Below are 18,412 nucleotides of genomic sequence, written 5' to 3'. Positions count from 1 at the left end.
CGACAAGTTCCCGGACTTCCCGGGCGAGTACCACACGTTCAAGATCAAGGGCCAGCAGCGCGGCGGCATCGGTGCCAAGCCGGCGCAGATCCCGGCGGGGACGCCGAACTTCTGGAACACCTACTTCTCCGTTGCGGACGTCGACGCGGCGGTGACCACGGTCACCCGCATCGGCGGCAAGGTGATGCTGCCGCCGACGGACATGTCGGTCGGCCGGATGGCCGTCGTCGAGGACATGGCCGGCAGTGGGTTCTCGATCATCTCCATGCCCAAGAGCTAGTTAACAGGCCCACGTCACGATCACTCATCACGGTCATCCGATGATCTGATCGCGGATCTGACTTGATCGAGGCTGACTTGATCGTGAGCCTGGCCTGAACGGCGCCGCCCGTCGCCGGTACTGTTTGCCGACATGGCGAGTAGACCGGCGGCGGGCGGCGGCATGTGGGTCGAAGTCGGCCCGGACCGCTTCGCTCGATGGTGCGACGGCTTCGCGCAGCGGCACGACGGGCTCGCTCACGAGCCGAGCCTCGTGACCGACGAAGCGTCCGGCGGCGGCGAGGCGGTCGAACTCGCCGCCGCTGACGGCTCCACGGCGACTTGCCACGTGCCGTTCCCTCCGTTGAGCCCCGCCCCGCGCCTGGATTTTGACCCCGCCACTGACACCGCCACCGGGACCGGCACCGGCCCGGACGCTGGACCGGACGCCAGTCTGATCGACCGTCTGGTCGCGCACGCACTCGCCGACCGCACTGTCGGCGTGCTGTTGGTGCGCCGTGGCGGCTTCGCGGTCGGTATCTTCGAGGGCACCCGCCTGGCGGAGTCGAAAATCGGCGCGCGGCACGTGCAGGGGCGTACCAAGGCGGGCGGCTGGTCGCAGCAACGCTTCGCGCGGCGCCGCGAGGGCCAGGCCCGTGAGGCTTACGCGGCTGCTGCGGATACGGCGGCGCGGCTTCTGCTTCCACGCGCCGCGGACCTGGACGCGCTCGTCGTCGGCGGCGATGCCGGGGCGATCAGCGCGCTGCGGACAGACGTACGCCTCAAGCCACTCTGGCCGAAGGAGACCACGTCGTTCGTCAACGTCGGCGATCCCAAAGCGGCCGATCTGCTGAAGGCGCGGGAGGGCTTCCGTGCTGTGCGCATCAGGCTCGTTGAACAGTCTTGACCGCAGATGCCTCCCAGCCATCCGCCATCCACCCTGCGAGGCTTGTCGGCCTTGAGCTGCTGCGGTTCGGCGGCAGGATCACCCTCGCCGTGGGTGTCCGCCCTGGCTGCGCCCGGATGCCACCGCTCTTCTGCGCCAGATCTTTCGCGCCTCGAATTTTGACGGTGGCGCCTGGCAGGATCTGTCCCGAGTGCACGGCGAAGGATCAGGCAGGGACGGAGACGCACGGACAAATGGGCGAGCGCAGTGTGATCATCGGTGAGGACGGACTCATGCGCTGTCCGTGGGCCGGTGAGACCGCGGATTATGTCGCGTACCACGACGACGAATGGGGGCAGCCGCTGCGCGGCGATGACGCGCTGTTCGAACGGCTGTGCCTGGAGGCCTTCCAGTCCGGGCTGTCGTGGCTGACGATCCTGCGCAAGCGCCCGGCGTTCCGGTCCGCGTTCGCCGACTTCGCGATCGAGCGGGTCGCGGCCTTCGATGAGCACGACGTCGAGCGGCTGCTCGCCGATGCCGGGATCGTGCGCAACCGGCTGAAGATCAACGCGGCCATCGCCAACGCCCGCACCGCCGCCGCGCTCGATGCGGGTCTGTCCGATCTGATCTGGTCCTACGCCCCCGCCGAGCCCAAACCGGCGCCGCGCGACTCCGGCGACATCCCGGCGGTGACCGCCGAGTCGACCGCGCTCGCCAGAGCACTGAAAAAGGCAGGCTTCGTATTCGTCGGCCCGACGACCTGCTACGCGCTGATGCAGGCTTGCGGATTGGTCGACGACCACTTGGTGGACTGCCACGCCAGGCGGGAGAAGTCCGACTGACCGTTAATGCCGGACGCTGACCGCAAGCGAGGTTGTACTCCTAGCTTGTTCCGGCCCGGTGCGCGGCGGTGAGGTGACGGGGACTCAGCTGTTGACCAGGGCGAGGACGAAGCCGTCATAGCCCTTCACGCCGGTGGTCTGGATCGCCGTCGCGTCCAGCCGCGGTTCGGCGGCGATCGCATCGAAGAGCCGGCGCGTGCCCTGGACGGTCGGATCCGTGCTCGCCGCGTCGATGACCGCGCCGTTTCGCACCACGTTGTCGACCACGATGACCGTGCCCGGCCGCGACAGGCGCAGCGCCCAGGCGAGGTACTCCGGGTTGGAGGGCTTGTCCGCGTCGATGAAGACCAGGTCGAAGGGCGCAGGCCGCTCCTCGGCCAGAGCAGCGAGACTGTCCACCCCGCGGCCGACCCGCACCTGTGCCTTCTCGGCAAGCCCGGCCGACTTCAGGTTCGCGCGCGCCACCTCGGCGTGGTGCGGATTGACCTCCAGGCTGACCAGTACGCCGTCCGCCGGCAGTGCGCGGGCCAGCCAGATCGTCGAGTACCCGCCGAGCGTGCCCACCTCAAGGATCCGCCGCGCGCCGTGGATGCGTGCGATCAGGTTGAGCAGCCTGCCCTGGTTCGGCGCCACGGCGATGTCCGGCAGCCCCTCGGCCGCGCTGAGCTGCACGGCCGCGTCGAGCACCGGATCGGCCGGGATCAGCGCCGCGTTGAAGTACTCGTCAACGGCTGTCCACGTCGGCTCGCTCATAGATCGTCACTCCCGTGATCGGCTCCGCTGCGGCCGACGATACCGGAACCGCGCGCACGGACAGCACCAACCCGAGGTACACGAGATCGAGTACGAAGATCGCGATGTACAGGTACGGCAGCAACCCGCCGTGATAACGCGCGGCCAGGTCGCCCTTCACCGCGAGCGAGCCGGAGGCGAACGCGGTACCGGCCAGCTTCGCGGTCGCGATGCCCACAGATTGCCCCCGCCCGGCCTGGCGGGCCATGAACATCGCGATGAACAGCGCGGACATCATCAGGTTCATCATGAACGCCGACAACACCCCGTCACCCGCGTCGAACTGCGTGCCGACCAGATACACCGCCGGATAGGTGAACGCGAGCAGCGCGACCAGGCAGCCGTAGAACACGCGGCGGGGCAGGTACGGGAACTCGCTCGGGCCGAACCGGACGACCGTGTAGCCGATCACACAGTCGAGCAGGAACCACACGACATTGATGACGTGCTGTACGCCATTCGAGGGATGCACGAAGGCGTAGATGAATTCCCAGGATAGGTTGGCGGCGAACGCCACCAGGGGCATGCCGTACGTCCGCTCGCGCAGGCCGACCCGGATGATCAGCAAGTAGGCCAACGTCCAGCACAGTCCCGTCCCGACCGCGAGGGCAGTGGACACCGCCGCGCTCCTTTCGTGCGCATTCCCTTGTACGGCTTGGGAATCTACGCCTGACGGGGGATGCATCGGAACCCTTTGTCCTGGTATGGATATATTAAAGATAGCTCCATTGGATCGCCTGCCACGGTCATGGAACAGCCTTCTGACGAACCACTGATCCGGTCCGGTGATGGCCGGGTTCGAAGTGCCGTGATGGGCCGTGATGGGCTTCGCGATTACCCCGCGCTTTGTCCGTGCACGGCCCTCGGGCCGCCGCTCCCCGTTGCTGCTCGTGGCTTGATAGCTTTGCTGAAGATCGCCGCGAGCCCGAGGCGCCGGTACGGAGGCAGGGGTGCACATGACGGATCGCATCGCAGGACGAGTGGCCGTGACCGGAGGCAGCGGGAAGCTCGGCCGCGCCGTGGTCGCCGAACTGCTCGACCACGGGTACGAGGTCCACGTCCTCGACCGGGTTCCACCGCCGGTGCACCCGCGTGCGCACGCGGCGTTCACCCGCTTGGAGCTGACCGACTTCGGCCAGGTCGTCGAGGCACTCACCGCGATCGACGACCGGCACCACGGCCTCGACGCCGTCGTGCACCTCGCCGCCATTCCCGGACCGGGCGTCGCGACCAACGCGGCCACGTTCGCCGACAACATCCGCTGCTCCTACAACGTCTTCGCCGGGGCACGGCAGGCCGGGATCCGCAACGTGGTGTGGGCGTCCAGCGAGACCGTGCTCGGCCTGCCGTTCGAGACCCCGCCGCCGTACATCCCGGTGGACGAGCAGTATCCGGCCCGGCCCGAGTCCTCCTACTCGCTGGCCAAGCACCTCGACGAGCAGATGGCGGCGCAGTTCGCCCGCTGGGATCCGCAGCTGAAGATCATCGGCCTGCGGTTCTCCAACGTGATGGAGCCGCAGGACTACGCCGCGTTCCCGGCCTTCGACGCCGACCCGTCGCTGCGCAAGTGGAATCTGTGGTCGTACATCGATGCGCGGGACGGCGCACAGGCCGTGCGCCTGGCGCTGGAGTACCCGAACCCGGGCTTCGAGGTCTTCATCATCGCCAACGCCGACACCGTCATGGCCACCCGCACCAGCGAGAGCCTCGCCGCCGATGTCTATCCGGGCGTGCCGGTGCTGCACGAACTCGGCGAGCACGAAACGCTGCTGTCGATCGACAAGGCCGGCCGACTGCTCGGCTACCGGCCTCGGCACAGCTGGCGCGACGAGATCGAGCCGGACGACGGCGAATCTGAGAGCAGCGATCCGGACAGTGTCGCATCGGACAGTGCCAGATCGGGCGGTGCCAGATCGAACGGCACTGCATCGACCGGTGCCGAGCCGCATACAGGAGAGTGACAGAACATGGACATGCAGTACGTCAAGCTGGGCTCGACCGGCCTGGACGTCTCGCGGATCTGCCTGGGCTGTATGAGCTTCGGCGACCGAGCCCGCGGCGGCCACCAGTGGGTGCTGGACGAGGAGACGTCGCGTTCGTTCATCAAGCGCGCGCTCGAAGCCGGTATCAACTTCTTCGACACGGCCAACAGCTACTCCGGCGGCAGCAGCGAGGAGATCACCGGCCGCGCGCTGCGTGACTTCGCCCGGCGCGACGAGGTCGTGCTGGCCACCAAGGTCTACTTCACCGAGCGTAAGGCGCCGAATATCGGCGGTCTGTCCCGGAAGGCGATCTTCACCGAGATCGACAACAGCCTGCGACGGCTGGGCACCGACTACGTCGACCTCTACCAGATCCACCGCTGGGACCACGCGACGCCGATCGAGGAGACTCTCGAAGCACTGCACGACGTGGTGAAGGCGGGAAAGGCCCGGTACATCGGCGCTTCGTCGATGTACGCATGGCAGTTCGCGAAAGCGCTGTACATCGCGCGAGCGCACGGATGGACGCCGTTTGCGACCATGCAAAATCACTACAATCTGCTCTACCGCGAAGAAGAGCGGGAGATGCTGCCGCTGTGCGCGGACCAAGGGGTCGGTGTGATCCCGTGGAGCCCGCTGGCCCGCGGTCGGCTGACCCGCGACTGGGACGAGAGCAGTGAGCGCGGTGCGAGCGACCGGTTCGCGTCCGGGTTGTACCAGGAAGGCGATCGGCGCATCGTCGAGGCGGTGGCCGCGATCGCCGAGCGGCGCGGGCTGCCTCGGGCGCAGATCGCGCTGGCCTGGCTCTCGCGCAACCCGGTGGTCACCGCGCCGATCGTCGGCGCGACCAAGCCGCAGCATCTGGAGGACGCGATCGCGTCGCTGTCGGTGCAGCTCACGTCCGAGGAGGTCGCCGAGCTTGAGGCGCCGTACACCCCGCACGAGGTCGTAGGCATCGGCGTCTGATCGGGAATTGCGGGCGGCCGGACTGCTCCGGCAGCTGTCAGGTGGTGCTGGGCTTCGGTGACGCGGCGGAAGTCGCGGACGTAGACGTAGACGCGGAGGGTGCTGCGGTCGTCGTCGGTGCGGCGGGCGATGGGAGCGTGTGTTGGTAGACCAGCGCCATGATGTTGACCAGTGTGGTGGCGGCGGCGCTGCCGGACACCTTCGACACGGGGATCGTGATGACGAACGTGCGGTTGCCGTCCGCCATCACCAGTTCGGTGTTGCCGCCTGACGCTGAAGCGGTCGCTGACGGCGCGGGTTGCGCCGGGCTGCTGGACGGCGGCTGACCGGCGGGCGTGGCCGTGGCCGACGTGGCCGTACCTGATGCGGCGGGGCTGGCTGCGGGAGAGGGGGCGGTCGCGGGCCCGGCCAGGATCGTGGCCGGGTGGCCGTTTACCAGCACCGGCTGCGCGGTCGCGCCCTTCGCCACGGTGTTGTCGACTTCCGTGGCGGCCCGGCGCACCGCGTTGGCGGCGGTGTTGTACGTGATGATCGAGACGGTGACGCCGGCCGGGCCGGGGTGGCCGAACGGGTCGATCCCGATGATGAAGCCGCAGGTCACCCTGCCAGTGCGGCCGATGTTCGGTAGTGGGGCATAGCTGCCATACGAGGTGTCGCCGACCTGCGGCGAGCCGAAGGCGGCGGTCAGGTCGGTGTCCTCAAGGATCTTCGAGCACGACTTCGGCAGTTGCGCGGGCGTCTCGACCGGCCCGGCCATCGGGTCGTATGTCGCCGCAGCGGTCGGCTTCGCGGCCTTGGACGTGGTCGTCGCGGCCGACGACGGCGATCCGCCGGTCGAACACGCGGCCAACGCGCCGAGTAGCACCGCGGCTCCGGAAAGAACCGCAGTGCGGCGTGCCACCAGCAACCTCATGGCGGACACCGTAGCGGCAGCCGTCCGCGAACGCAGCCCGTCGGCCGACGCAGATCGACCGCCGAGCGGGGGGAGCGCGCCGATTCGAGCCCGGCTTGTGTGGCAGTGTCAGACAGTGCGCGGTCAGACAGTGCGCGCTCTTCGAAGTGACCGTGGCTGACGGCGCAGGGTCGGCCGACGTGCAGCGGCGGACGAGCCTATAGCCGCGACAAGAAGCCCCGGTTGACTTCGAAGAGCCATAATACGTAAGTGGGCGACGACACCTTGGGGAATGTCACGGCAGTGAACGAACTCGATTTCGGGGATCTTGAGGGGAGCGACGCGGCAACCGGTCCAATCGGTCAGGATGAGCCGCGCGCCGCGCGTAAGCTGCCCGATTGGCTCGCCGACGCGGTGTTCTACCAGATCTATCCGCAGAGCTACGCCGACTCGAACGGGGACGGTGTCGGCGATCTGCCCGGTCTCCTGGACCGGCTCGATTACCTCCAGTGGCTCGGCGTGAACACGGTGTGGCTCAACCCGTGCTTCGTCTCCGAGTTCGGCGATGCGGGTTACGACGTCGCCGACTACCTCACGATCGCCCCGCGCTACGGCACGAACGAGGACTTCGAACGCCTCGTCGACGCGGCACGCTCGCGCGGTATACGCATCATGCTCGACCTGGTTGCCGGGCACACCTCGCATCTGCACGAGTGGTTCAAGCGCTCCGCTGACGACGCGACCGACGACCGGTACATCTGGTCGGACTCCGTCCACGCTCCGGTGCGCAACTGGATACCGTCCCCGGGCCGCCGCCCCGGCTACTATCTGGCGAACTTCTATCCGATCCAGCCCGCGCTCAACTACGGCTACGCACGCATGAACCCGGCCGAGCCCTGGCGCCAGCCGGTGGACGCCCCGGGGCCGAGGGCCAACCGGGCGGCGCTGCGCGAGATCATGGCGTACTGGTTCGACCGCGGTGTTTCCGGGTTCCGGGTGGACATGGCCTATTCGCTGGTCAAGGACGACCCGGACCGGTCGGCCACCGCGGCGCTGTGGGGCGAGATGCGCGAGTGGATCGACCGGAGCTACCCGGACCGCGCGCTGCTGGTCGAATGGGGCGACCCCAAGACCTCGGTGCCCGCGGGCATTCACGTGGACTTCTTCCTGCACTTCGTCGGGCGCGCGCTGCGCTCGCTGTGGGACAACTCCCAGGGCAGCCACGCCGCCGCGTGGGGCACCGACCCGTGCTACTTCGCCCCCGAGGGCGAGGGCTCGATGAAGGAGTTCCTCGCCGCCTGGCGGGAGGCCGACACGGTGATCGACGGCTCCGGATACATCGCGCTGCCCACCGCGAACCACGACTTCTCCCGGCTGGCCTGCGGCACCCGCACCCGCGACATGGTCGCCCCGGCGTTCGCGTTCCTGCTGACCTGGCCCACGCTGCCGGTGATCTACTACGGCGACGAGATCGGCATGCGGTTCGTGCCCGGCCTGCCGGACAAGGAGGGCAGCGCGCTCAACGACGAGTCGCGTCAGGGTTCGCGCACGCCGATGCAGTGGGACGGCACGGCGAACGCGGGCTTCTCCGCAGCGCCGTCCAACCTGCTTTATCTGCCGATCGACCCCGACCGGGACAGGCCCACCGTCGCGGCCCAGCGTGACGACCCCGGCTCGCTGCTCAGCCAGGTCAGAAGGTTGATCGCGTTGCGCAAGGCGCATCCGCAGCTCGGCGCGAGCGGCTCGGTCGACGTGCTGAACACCGGCTATCCGTTCGTCTACACGCGCGGCGGCACTCATCTCGTGGTTGCCAACCCCAGGCGTGAGGCGGCGAGTTTCGACGCATCCGGTCTCGCCGCCGACGGCGGCTTGGAACTGCGCGGGGTCGAGGTGCGCGGCGTGACGATCGTGGGGCGCGAGCTGCGGGCAGAGCCGTTCTCGTACGGTGTGTTCGAACTCGGCGGCGCGAGTTGAGCGCAGCGCTTCAGGAGCGTTACCGCGGATAGTCGTCCGGATCGGTGACCCAACCGCAGACCAGTACCAGCCCGGTGTCACGGTGCACTGCGGCGAAGCCGAAGGGTCGGTCGAACGACGCGGTCAGTCGCAGCGCGGTGCCGCTCGGCATCGCTGCGGCCCTGGACATGGACACGGCGGTGACGGCCGCCGCGACGAAACCCTCGGCGGAGAACGACGCCGTAGCGTCCTGCGCCGCTTCCTGCACGTAGAGCGGCACGCCGCTGATGCCCGGGAAATGGCCCACCGAGCCGTCCGACGCAGTGCGCAGACCGAACAGGCCGGCCTGCTTCAGCAGGTCGTGGTGCGCGTCGACGGTGAACGCCACAGTTTGCAGGCTCGCGGTCGGCTCCGGATTGAAGCCGTGGATCTCGGCGACGGTCAGGCCGGGGCCGGGGTGCGGGCGGGCGAGGTCCACCGATTCGATTCGTTCGATCCGCAGGCCGGGCTCGGACAGCGGCCCGCAGGTCGCGGCCGCTGTGGCGAGCACGGCGCCGGGGTGCGCGTCCGGCTCGCCGAGCGCGAGTACGACGTCGATGCCGTTGCGCCCTCGAACGGTCGCGAGAGTGACCGGACCGTCGTCGGACATCGCGACGCGGAACCCGGCCTCGGAGAGAGCCGTCGTGCGAAACAGCCCGGCCAGTGCACGCCGCTCGGCCCACGGACCGCGTCCGGCGGTCGGCGACGTGTCGAATGGCCGCTCCCACTGCGTACGCACCGTCAACGCGCTGGCCAGGAGCAGCAGCGTGCTTGGCTGGACCTGCACCGGCATGTGGTGCAGCAGGCCTTCGGTCTCCTTCTCCACCCACGCGTCGAGAGCAGCCTGCGCGCGCGCCGGATCCGGGTCGAGCACGCCGTGCGCAGCCGACGGAAGCCGCGCCGCCCATTGTGCGTTGATCGGCACGGACAGGGCCGTCCACAGACCGAGCGCGGTGTGTACGGCCGGGCTCTGTTCGAGGATGCGCAGCAGTTCGCGTGCGGCGTCGAGCGCCTCGTCCGCCGGGAGGCCGACCGCCTCGGCCAACTCGCCGCGCGCCGGGTCGTCGGCGGCCTCGGCCAGAGCTGACAGCAGCGGCCAGGCCCCGGCCCCGGACAAGATGGTCCCGCCGCTGTCCCAGGTTCGCGCCCACCGCGCGGTCAGCCCGTTCGCGCCACTGACAGCCGCCTGCACCATGTCGTCGTATGCCACGGCACCACAGTACGTGCGGCCGGTTGCCCCCGCGTGCTGGTGGAGCTCTCTGAGCGACAGGGCGTCAGATGAGTGCCTGTAGGCGCCTAAATATCTGACACCGTGATGCCGAGCGACTGTGCGAGTGCGGGGGCGAGTTCCATCAGCTGGGTGCTGTCGATCATCGTGCCGCGCAGTGCTTCGAACCCCGCGGTGATGCCCAGCTGCGCGCCGCGCAGGTCCACCTGTTCGCACGCCGCCTTTGTGAAGTCCGCGTCGACCAGCCGCGAACCGGGGAACGAGACCCTGGTCAGCGCGGCGCCGCCGAAGTCCGCGTCGCGCAGCAGGCAGTGGTCGAAGACGACTTCGACCAGCCGGGCGCCGCGCAGGTTCAGCGAGTCGAACTTGCAGCGCTCGAACACGACCCGGCGCAGCTGCGCGTCGAAGGCCTGGATGCCCGCCGCCCCGACCGCGACGAACGCGGCGTCCGTCCACTCGGTCTGCGCCAGGTCGGTCGAGATCAGCCGGGACTCGTGGAACCACACGTCGCTGAACCGCGAGCGGCGCAGCCGGCCGCCCTCGAAGCTGACCGACTCGAACGCGCAGTCCATGAACCGTGCGCCGCCCAGGGATGGCTCGTCGAAGACCGTGCCGTCGAAGTGCACGGCGTCGAAGTCGTCCTCGCCGTCGCCGAACTCTCCCTCGAACGGCCGAAGCGTGTCGGCGTAGGGCAGGTCGGCGAGCTGCTGCGGTGCGGTCACGAGTGCTCCGTAAGGGAAAGTCGGGAGTCGATGCGGTCGACGAGGCGGGCGAGCGCGGCCGCCACGTTGCCCAGGCGCGGCGTCGGCGGGCCGGCCGGTTCGGTCAGGTAGGTGTCCCGGCGGATCTCGATCATCACAGCCACGACCGACGCGTTCGTGCCGTAGTGCCGCAGCGGGACGTAGCACCCGGCGAACGGCGTGTTGAGCGCCACGTCGCCGCAGGGCTCGAACGCCGTGCGTGCGGCGTCCAGCAGCCAGTCGGGGGTGTGGAACACGTCGGTGCCTATGCACACCGACGGACGTGTGCCGTCCGTGTGCAGCTCATACGGCAACGGTTTGCTGGGATATGAGTGCACGTCGAGGATGACCGCGCGTCCGGTGGTGGTGAGCCGGTCGTCGACGAGTTCCGCGATCGCGTCGGCGTAGGGCGTGAAGTATTCGTCGAGCAGGGCCTGCTCTTGCTCCGGGTCGGGGTGCCGTAGCGGCGTGCCCTGCGAAGTCCTCGTGTAGACCGCGCCCATGCCCACCGCGCGCATCTCCTCACGCTCATCCGGGAAGCGTTCCGGATCGACCACGAGCCGCGACGCGCGGTTCTCGAAGATCCACGGCCCCGATGTCGTCGCCTGCGCCGCACGCCGTGCGATCAGACCGGTATCCGTGTCGGTCATCCGGTCGAGTTCGGCCACCAACTCGGCGTTGTCGAGCACGATCCCCGCGCGCACCGCGTCAGGCACGTGGCGCGCGCCGTGCGGCACGTGCAGCACGACGGGACTGCGTGGCGAACCGGGGACCGTAAGGTGTGCGGGCATTTCCGGCCACGGTAGCCGACCGCACCGACAACCAACGCGGCACACGGCGTGTCAAACCGCGTGACGAACAGTCACCGCAGCTCGCGGCGGATCACCAGACGCAAGCCCGACCACGTGTCGTCGATCGCGCAGACTTTGTTGTCCACCAGGCCCGTCGGCAGCGCCACCTCGCGCACGGTCTCCTCGGTCACCTCGGTCGGCACCTTCGAGGCCTTCTTGGGCCAGGCGACCCAGAACCCGCCCGCCGGGGCCAGCACCGGCCGCACCTCGGCGACCCACCGCACCAGTGTGTCGCGCCGGGTCGTGAAGCCGACCACGACGTCGAACGGGCCGCCGCCGTCGAGCGAGGTCGTGGTCGTCGTTGCGTCCGGCAGCGGTTCGAGCAGGTCGGGGAAGCCGGACGGCGCGTTGAGCAGGGCGATGCCGTGCCCGGACTTGATCCCGAGTTTGCGCGCCAGTGGCGTCACGGAATAGCCGGCCATGCCGACCAGGATCGCTGGTCGCCGAGCTTTCCGCCACTGTGGGCCGCTCTGGTCCGCTGCGGGACTACTGCGGGACTACTGCGATCCTGTTACAGCGTCGCAATTTGTTTCAAGTTTGATGCTAAGGCGCGGGGCGGGTGAATTGACGCCGGAATACCGGCCTCGGTACCGTGAACGACGTGAATAGCGGTATTCAGATCCTTCGCGCGTGCGTCTATCGGGACCTCGTCCGGTACGCCAGCGCTATCTGTACCGCCTGACGTCGGCGCCACCTGGCACGTCGACCGCGCGGCCACGCGCTACGCACACACGGCACTTGATAGCCGCGCCAACCGCTACAGCACGTTCTGAATGAGCGTGCGCCTTTCTTCTGCATCCCGCCGCACGACCGTATGGTCTCCGGCCGCGCGGCGATATTGCATTGCCTTTTTCTTGACTGCGTCTCGAATCGGTTCGGGGAACTCGAGTACGGAAAGCAAGGTGCGCGCACATGGATGCGAACCCGCCGGACACCGCGCCACTCAGCCTCGCCGCGGCGTCCGCAGCAACTGTCTCCACTGGCGGTCCCACACCCGCTGGGGCGGCGAAGGCCGGCCCCGGGTTGGCGCTGCTGCTGGCCGGCGCCAAGCGCCTGGCCGCCGAGCCGGGACTCGTCGACCGGCTCGCGACCGAGCCCGACCAGCGCACATGGCTGCCGCTGGATGCCGGTCCGGACATGCAGGCCTGGCTGATCGCCTGGCCGCCGGGCACCGGGACCGGATGGCACGATCACGGCGGCGCGTCCGGAGCGATGGTCGCCGTCGCCGGTGAACTGACGGAGCGTTCGGTGCACGTGCCCCCGGGCCACACGTTCGGCGAACCGCTGCACCTGCCCGGCGGCGAGGGGAGCGTCAGGACGTTGCGTGCAGGGGCAGGCCGGGCGTTCGACGAGCGGCATGTGCACGAGGTGACGAACGAAGGCCGGGTGGCTGCGTACTCGGTGCACGTCTACGCCCCCGACCTGCCGCTCATGCGCCACTACGCGGCGAGCGGCGAGAGCCTCGTCTTCGTCGGCTGGGAGGCGGTGCAGGACTGGTGACCGGCGAACGCGTCCGCGGCCGGGTGGCCGAGACGCGTTAGTAGTCATGGGGCTCTTCGAATGTGACCGTGGCCGTCCCTGCGCCGTCGGCCACGGTCACGTTCGAAGAGGGGTCATGGGGCGGAAACGGAAGCGCGGCGGTTCCGAGGGGGGGTCGGAACCGCCGCGTCGGCCGTCGCCGGCCTCCGGGAATGACCGGCGCGGGCGGTACAGCCCCCGTTCGGCGTGGTTGGCGAACACGCCCTGACCCGCTGCCGTGTCATCCAAGCCCTCCGAAACAGACTCCGAAGAGCGTTCACCCGGCCGGCGACCAGGACGCGGATGGTCTCGGCGCGCCCCCGGCACGCGTCTGGAACATCGTCGCCGTCGATCACCGGACCTCTTTACTCTCGCCCCACGGCCCCGTCCCGGTATAGGAAAAAATCGAAGATCGCGATCTGGTGCGCAACGCACGTGGACGCCATACGGGGGTGCGTATTGAGGTCTGACGTTCACCGAACGTATACGCCTTTTGATTGAATAGTGCTACCGGACAACGGTACGTTCGGCTGCGTGATCGGGACTAGCGGACGTGTGATGCGCGACGCGCTGAGCAGTCGCCGCGTCCAGGTGCGTTCCGGTTCCACCGCGCAGGGAACCTGGGAGGTGGCCGTCGGCCGTCCGGCGCCCCATCTACAGAACGCGGTCGCCCGCTACCGGGGCTTCCGGATCACGACGGCGGGGCCGCGCTCCCGGGTCGAGATCCCGGTCGGGTTGCCTTGCGTGATCTTCGGGTTCGGCCCGCCGGTGACCCTTGAGGACGCGACCGGCGCGGGAAGCGGTCCGCAGCCGTTCACCGCTTTCGTGATCGGGCTGCGCACCCGTTGCCTGCGGCTTTCGCACACCGGCGTCGTGGGCGGCGTCGAGGTGATGTTCACCCCTGCCGGGGCCTACGAACTGCTCGGCTGCGCCATGCACGAGATCACCAACGCGGTCTTCCCTGCCGCCGCGGTGCTCGGCCGCGGGACCGGCGCCCTTGAGCAGCACCTGGAGGAGGCTCCGGGCTGGGCCGAGTGCTTCCACCTGCTCGACGCGTTCTTCGCGGACCGCGCCGATCGCGGGCAGGAGGGCTCGCTGCTGGTGCGGCAGGCCTGGTCGTGGCTGGAGGTGGCGCGCCCGCGCGCCGCCGGCGGGAAGCTGGCCGCCGAGCTGGGCTGGAGCCAGCGGCGCCTGGAACTGGCCTTCCACGAGCAGGTCGGGCTGACCCCGGGCGCCGTCGTGCGGATGGCGCGATTCCGCCGCGCGGTCGGGCTGCTGGTGCGCGGGGGACTCTCCCTCGCCGAACTGGCGGACCGGTGCGGCTACTACGACCAGTCGCACTTCAACCGCGAGTTCAGGGCGGTCACCGGCACCACGCCGCAGCGGTACCTCGCCGCCATCGGCGGTCCGGTCGACATCGGGCTGCCCGAGCGGATGGAGGTCCGCGAAGATCGCGAGGACCGCCAGGGGCGCCGCCGGTCGCCCCAGGGAGCAGCCGCCTGACGACCGTCGGCGACAGCGGACGATCCGTCAGGCGGCGGTCGTCAGCCGGCTGAGTCGTCGGGCAGTGGCTGACGCGGGGATGCGTACAGTGACTCAGCAGCCGGTGATTCGGCGCTGAATCGAGCGGTACTGAATCGATCGGTCAGCCGGTGCTGAGAATGCGCCGGAAGCGGCGTGCCTCGGTCGCGACACGTGTCGGCTTGGCCAGCGCGGCGAGATCGGCCAACTCCGGGATGTCCTCGTGCAGGTCCGCCGTTCTCGCGCACTCCGCGCCCAGGACCAGCAGGTCGGGCAGGCCCCTGACCGTCGGCCGCGGCGCCAGCGCCAGCAGCGCGCCCGCGATGGTGGCGAAGACCTCCCGCCGTGCCCCCGCCTGCGCCGCCGCGTCGAGCGCCGAGAGCAGGCGGTTCGGCTTGACCATCCGTTCCACCCACAGCTCGCCGCACAGGGCACCGAGCGCACGCGGATCCAGCAGCCCGCGCGCGGCAAGCGTGACCATCGCCTCCACGGCGCCGGCCCGGTTCTCTGCGCGACCCGCGGCCAGGCCGTACGCCAGCGCGAGGTGGGTGACCGCGCCCGGCCAGCCCGCCGTCGTGGCGAGCAGCGGCAGCAGGGCATTGCGATCGCGGGCGTCGTTCGCCTGTTGATACAGCACCGGGATCGCGTGCGCGGCGACGATTTCCGGGTGATACGGCAGCAGCGGCGGCCACAGTGCCGTTCGTGCCGTCTGTGCGCTGGATCCATCGCCGGCGAACAGTTCCGCGTCGTCGGGATCGGGCAGCCGCGACAGTGCCGTGATCGGCGACGGCGGTCGGTCCGGCGCGGCGATCAGCTCGTGGAAGGGAGAGAAGCGCGGCGCGATGCGCATCGTCTCCGAGCGCCGGATGACGAAGCGTTCGAAGACCGGCAACGCTCCCTCGCCCCAGGCGAACAGCGCGGCGAGTTCCTTTCCGGCGGGCGTCGCGAGCAGCGGGGAGGCGGCCAGGATCTCCTGCGCCTCCTCGACCGGCACACGCAGCAGCGCCAGTTCCAGGTCGCAGGGCAGCGGCACCGCGCGCGAGCGCTCGTAGCGCTCCAGGCGATAGCGCAGCACTTCGGGATCGATCGCGCCGTTGCCTTGCGTCGGAGTGGACAGCAGGCACGGGATCCGGACCCGTCCCAGGTTTCCGACGAGTTCGTACACGCGGTAGAGCACTGCCCGATCCGGTGCGGACACACGCTGCTCACCGCTGCCGTACAGTTCGTTCATCACGGCGACGAGGCGCTGATCCTGGCCCAGCAGCGCATGGAGCAGGCAGCGCATCGCGCCACCGACCGCCCACTGATCCCGGGATTCGAAGTCCTTCGGCGGGTAGCGTACCGCCAGTGGTTCGAGCGCCTCGGCCAGAGTCTCGGCATCGCGCTCGTATTCGGCCACCGCCGTGTCGAGGATGTTCTCGACCGTGTGCGGATCGGCGCCGGCATCCGGGTCGGCCAGAACAGCCTCGAAGAGTTCTACCAGCTCGGCAACCGAACTCAGTGGCTTCGGCGGTTCAGGGGGATGATAAGCGGGCAGCGGTGTGGCGGGGATCGCGGCCGTGGCGAGCAGGCCGTCCACGCCGCCGCCGAATACGCGTAGCGCCTCGTCACGCAGCACCGCGTCCAGTTCGCGCGCTGCCTCGTGCAGTTCGGCGATCTGCGTGGCCGTCAGATGCCTCAAATGCCGCATCACGACGCGCAGTGCCCGTTCCTGTACGGTCACCGCCGGATGTGGGAACGCCGCGCTGACCGCGCGCAGCAGCGCGGGCGCGGCGCCGCGGTTCCGGCGCATGTCCGCGTCCACCCATGACAGCTGCGTGGCCACCAGACTCTTCTCGGGCCGCGCGAGGACGGCTTTGGACACCTCGGCGAGCGTGACAGTACCCAGACGCCCGGCGGCGTCCAGCTCCTTGAGGCCAGCCTGAGCCAGCCGGGCGGACGGCGCCGCGCCGCGCGCCGCCAGCGCGACGTACGTCGCGAGCCGTGCGGCGATCTCGTCCACACTAGGCGCGAGCCGCAGCGTCAGCAGCACGAAGCCGCGCAGGTTGCCCGGCCGGTCGCCGCGCAGCAGTTTCGCCAGGCACAGGTCGAGCAGTTCCTGCCGTTCGAGCGTCCCCTCGGCGGCCAGCATCGCGAGCGCGCTCGCCCACTCGTTCTCGGCACGCAGACGCCGTGCCGCCCTCGTGTCGCCGCCCTCGTCTCCGGAGGCGGTGTCATCGGACACGGTGTTAATGGCGTTATCAGACACCGCATCCTCCGGCGCAGTGTCTTCGAACGCTGGGCCGTCGGCTGCGATATCGGCGGTGAAGTCGGCGGTGAAATCGGCCGCGACGTTGACGTTGTCCAACTCGGTGCCGATGTCGGCGACCTCGAACAGCCGTGGAACGAGTTCGGCCAGCCGCGGCTGCGCACGCAGCCACTCCACCAGCGTCGCGTAGTGCGGTGCGGGCGGACGCCAACCCTGTTCGGCGAACCACTCGCGTACGTCGAGCCGCCCGCGCGTGTGATCGCGCCAGACGGCCGATCCGTGCCGTACCCAGCCGATCACATAGCCGTCGCCGGCTGACGGAGCGGCCCCGGACCACGCGGCCAGCCCGTCCACCAGCTGCCAGCGCCGCGGATCGCCGCCGACCGGCAGCCAGCGGGCCAGCCGCCCGGCCAGATCCCGTTGCCAGGCGCCGTCCCGGTGGTCGAGCAGCAGCGTCAGCAGGATCCTGCGCAGCTCCGGTTCGCGGCTACTTCCGTCAGGCCCCTGCCAGGCCGCGTCGCGCAGCACCGGACTGGTCAGCCAGTCCAGGGCCTCCGCCGGATCGCCCGAGCACAGCACTCCCGCGAGGTACAGCGGCGCGAGCTGGCCGTACGCCTCGTCGTGCGCGGCCCGGTCGCCCGACCGCAGCGCGGCGCGCAGCTCGGTGCGCAGGGCCTTGAGTTGCGGGCGCAGGTGCGCGAGCTCGTCGGCGGGCGCGTAGGCCAGCCGACGCAGCACATGCTCAGGGATCCGCCGTGCGATCAACGCACGCAGTTCGGACCACTCGACGCGGGCGTCGCTCTCCTCGACCGCCCACGCGCCAGAACCCCACGCCATGGCACGACTTTAGCGGTCAACGGGGGTGCAATGTACGTTTACGTGCATCATCTACGTGCGGTACCGCACGGTGACCGTTCTCGGGGGCCTGACTCGCGCTATATCGCGGTACAGTTCCCTCATGACTGCCGCCGAACTGACCCCGGAAGAGATCGCCGCCGCGCTGGCCGCCCGGCGCGAACTCGGCCCGGAGTACGAGGACGCGATCGCCGCGTCCCTGGCCGACCGTTTCGAGCGCGAGATCGCGGCCCGCGTGGCGGCCACGCGCAATCCGCCGAAGCCGGAGCGTCGCCACCACGACGCGCATTCGTCGGACCGCGCCTCGACCTGGCTCGCCATCAGCTCGCTGGTCGCGGGCATTCCGGTCACCGGGATCGTGGCGGGCACGAGCCACGGGAACGTGTTCGCGATCGGCGTCGCATGGGTCGGAATCGCGCTGGTCAACACGGCGCACGCGCTCGGCCGCAAGAACCGCTGACCCCGCGGAACCGCTGGCTCCGCGTCGATTGGCCCGTAGCGGATCGCCCTGTGTCGACATGACCTCGTGTCGATGTGACTTCGTGTTGATATGACCTCGGGTCGATCGACGGGGCCAGAGAAGGCGCAACTGCTCGTGCGCGGCGCGGGAAGTTCGGGGGTTTTTCGGTCCAGGTTTCGCAGCTTCGGGCACGACGGCCTCGGGTGTCCGGTTCGCTGTCGGCCGATGCCGAACTCGTGCGCGTGCTGCGCCACCTGGTCAGTGATCTGCTGCTGGTATCGCTTCAACGCATAGGATCCGCTGCGGTACAGCGCCTGATGTGCCCCGGGTTTGATCGCGTCGGGATGCTGGACAGTTGTTTGTCCAGTAGTTATGGAGTCC

Annotated in this window: 17 protein-coding genes; 9 read left to right on the top strand and 8 right to left on the bottom strand. The window is 69.4% G+C overall.

Annotated features, from left to right (window positions below; all coding sequences use genetic code 11):
- The 3 genes from VGS97_RS08385 to VGS97_RS08375 form a co-directional block, all read left to right on the top strand.
- A partial coding sequence (locus VGS97_RS08385; protein ID WP_326852700.1) for a VOC family protein occupies positions 1–280 on the top strand: 280 nt, incomplete at its 5' end.
- Positions 281–412: 132 nt separating this feature from the next.
- Positions 413–1,165: an acVLRF1 family peptidyl-tRNA hydrolase gene (locus tag VGS97_RS08380; protein ID WP_326852699.1), complete on the top strand. Its 753-nt coding sequence runs from the start codon at positions 413–415 to the stop codon at positions 1,163–1,165.
- 233 nt (positions 1,166–1,398) lie between these two features.
- Positions 1,399–1,986: a DNA-3-methyladenine glycosylase I gene (locus VGS97_RS08375; protein WP_326852698.1), complete on the top strand. Its 588-nt coding sequence runs from the start codon at positions 1,399–1,401 to the stop codon at positions 1,984–1,986.
- An 84-nt stretch (positions 1,987–2,070) separates the two neighbouring features.
- Here the strand turns inward: VGS97_RS08375 and VGS97_RS08370 are convergent, their stop codons facing one another.
- Complete coding sequence (locus tag VGS97_RS08370) at positions 2,071–2,739, bottom strand: O-methyltransferase (RefSeq protein WP_326852697.1); 669 nt, start codon at positions 2,737–2,739, stop codon at positions 2,071–2,073.
- Positions 2,711–3,397: a hypothetical protein gene (locus VGS97_RS08365; RefSeq protein ID WP_326852696.1), complete on the bottom strand. Its 687-nt coding sequence runs from the start codon at positions 3,395–3,397 to the stop codon at positions 2,711–2,713. The genes VGS97_RS08370 and VGS97_RS08365 overlap by 29 nt, the downstream gene beginning before the upstream one ends.
- A gap of 337 nt (positions 3,398–3,734) precedes the next feature.
- On the opposite strand from VGS97_RS08365, the gene VGS97_RS08360 reads away from it, so the two are divergent.
- Complete coding sequence (locus tag VGS97_RS08360; protein WP_326852695.1) at positions 3,735–4,739, top strand: NAD(P)-dependent oxidoreductase; 1,005 nt, start codon at positions 3,735–3,737, stop codon at positions 4,737–4,739.
- Between the two features lie 12 nt (positions 4,740–4,751).
- Positions 4,752–5,726 (top strand): aldo/keto reductase, encoded by a 975-nt coding sequence (locus VGS97_RS08355; RefSeq protein ID WP_349262045.1) that lies wholly within the window; start codon positions 4,752–4,754, stop codon positions 5,724–5,726.
- A 37-nt stretch (positions 5,727–5,763) separates the two neighbouring features.
- On the opposite strand, the gene VGS97_RS08350 is transcribed toward VGS97_RS08355, so the two are convergent.
- Positions 5,764–6,639 (bottom strand): hypothetical protein, encoded by an 876-nt coding sequence (locus tag VGS97_RS08350; RefSeq protein WP_326852693.1) that lies wholly within the window; start codon positions 6,637–6,639, stop codon positions 5,764–5,766.
- 393 nt (positions 6,640–7,032) lie between these two features.
- Here VGS97_RS08350 and VGS97_RS08345 point away from each other — a divergent pair, with 393 nt between their 5' ends.
- On the top strand, positions 7,033–8,592 hold the full coding sequence (locus tag VGS97_RS08345) for an alpha-amylase family glycosyl hydrolase (RefSeq protein ID WP_349262044.1): 1,560 nt from the start codon (positions 7,033–7,035) through the stop codon (positions 8,590–8,592).
- 19 nt (positions 8,593–8,611) lie between these two features.
- Here VGS97_RS08345 and VGS97_RS08340 read toward each other — a convergent pair whose 3' ends face one another.
- From VGS97_RS08340 to VGS97_RS08325, 4 genes are all read right to left on the bottom strand, one after another.
- On the bottom strand, positions 8,612–9,820 hold the full coding sequence (locus tag VGS97_RS08340) for a serpin family protein (RefSeq protein WP_326852691.1): 1,209 nt from the start codon (positions 9,818–9,820) through the stop codon (positions 8,612–8,614).
- Positions 9,821–9,906: 86 nt separating this feature from the next.
- Entirely contained in the window at positions 9,907–10,560 is a 654-nt protein-coding gene (locus VGS97_RS08335; RefSeq protein ID WP_326852690.1) for a pentapeptide repeat-containing protein, read from the bottom strand.
- Complete coding sequence (locus VGS97_RS08330; protein ID WP_326852689.1) at positions 10,557–11,369, bottom strand: N-formylglutamate amidohydrolase; 813 nt, start codon at positions 11,367–11,369, stop codon at positions 10,557–10,559. The genes VGS97_RS08335 and VGS97_RS08330 overlap by 4 nt, the downstream gene beginning before the upstream one ends.
- Positions 11,370–11,440: 71 nt before the next feature.
- Positions 11,441–11,851 carry a DUF3052 family protein gene (locus tag VGS97_RS08325; RefSeq protein ID WP_326852688.1) on the bottom strand — a complete coding sequence of 137 codons (411 nt, stop codon included), beginning with the start codon at positions 11,849–11,851 and terminating at the stop codon, positions 11,441–11,443.
- A gap of 490 nt (positions 11,852–12,341) precedes the next feature.
- Here VGS97_RS08325 and VGS97_RS08320 point away from each other — a divergent pair, with 490 nt between their 5' ends.
- Together VGS97_RS08320 and VGS97_RS08315 are read left to right on the top strand one after the other, a co-directional pair.
- Positions 12,342–12,929 carry a hypothetical protein gene (locus VGS97_RS08320; RefSeq protein ID WP_326852687.1) on the top strand — a complete coding sequence of 196 codons (588 nt, stop codon included), beginning with the start codon at positions 12,342–12,344 and terminating at the stop codon, positions 12,927–12,929.
- 552 nt (positions 12,930–13,481) lie between these two features.
- Positions 13,482–14,450: a helix-turn-helix transcriptional regulator gene (locus VGS97_RS08315; protein ID WP_326852686.1), complete on the top strand. Its 969-nt coding sequence runs from the start codon at positions 13,482–13,484 to the stop codon at positions 14,448–14,450.
- A 142-nt stretch (positions 14,451–14,592) separates the two neighbouring features.
- On the opposite strand, the gene VGS97_RS08310 is transcribed toward VGS97_RS08315, so the two are convergent.
- Positions 14,593–17,553: a DUF6493 family protein gene (locus tag VGS97_RS08310; protein ID WP_326852685.1), complete on the bottom strand. Its 2,961-nt coding sequence runs from the start codon at positions 17,551–17,553 to the stop codon at positions 14,593–14,595.
- 121 nt (positions 17,554–17,674) lie between these two features.
- On the opposite strand from VGS97_RS08310, the gene VGS97_RS08305 reads away from it, so the two are divergent.
- A complete protein-coding gene (locus VGS97_RS08305) occupies positions 17,675–18,031 on the top strand; it encodes a hypothetical protein (protein WP_326852684.1) in 357 nt (118 codons plus the stop codon).
- The last annotated feature ends 381 nt before the right edge of the window (positions 18,032–18,412 follow it).

This window comes from Actinocrinis sp. (genome assembly GCF_035946395.1).
GTDB lineage: Bacteria > Actinomycetota > Actinomycetes > Streptomycetales > Catenulisporaceae > Actinocrinis.
Note: the sequence above shows the minus strand (reverse complement) of the source record. Positions and strands in the feature narration are given on the sequence as shown.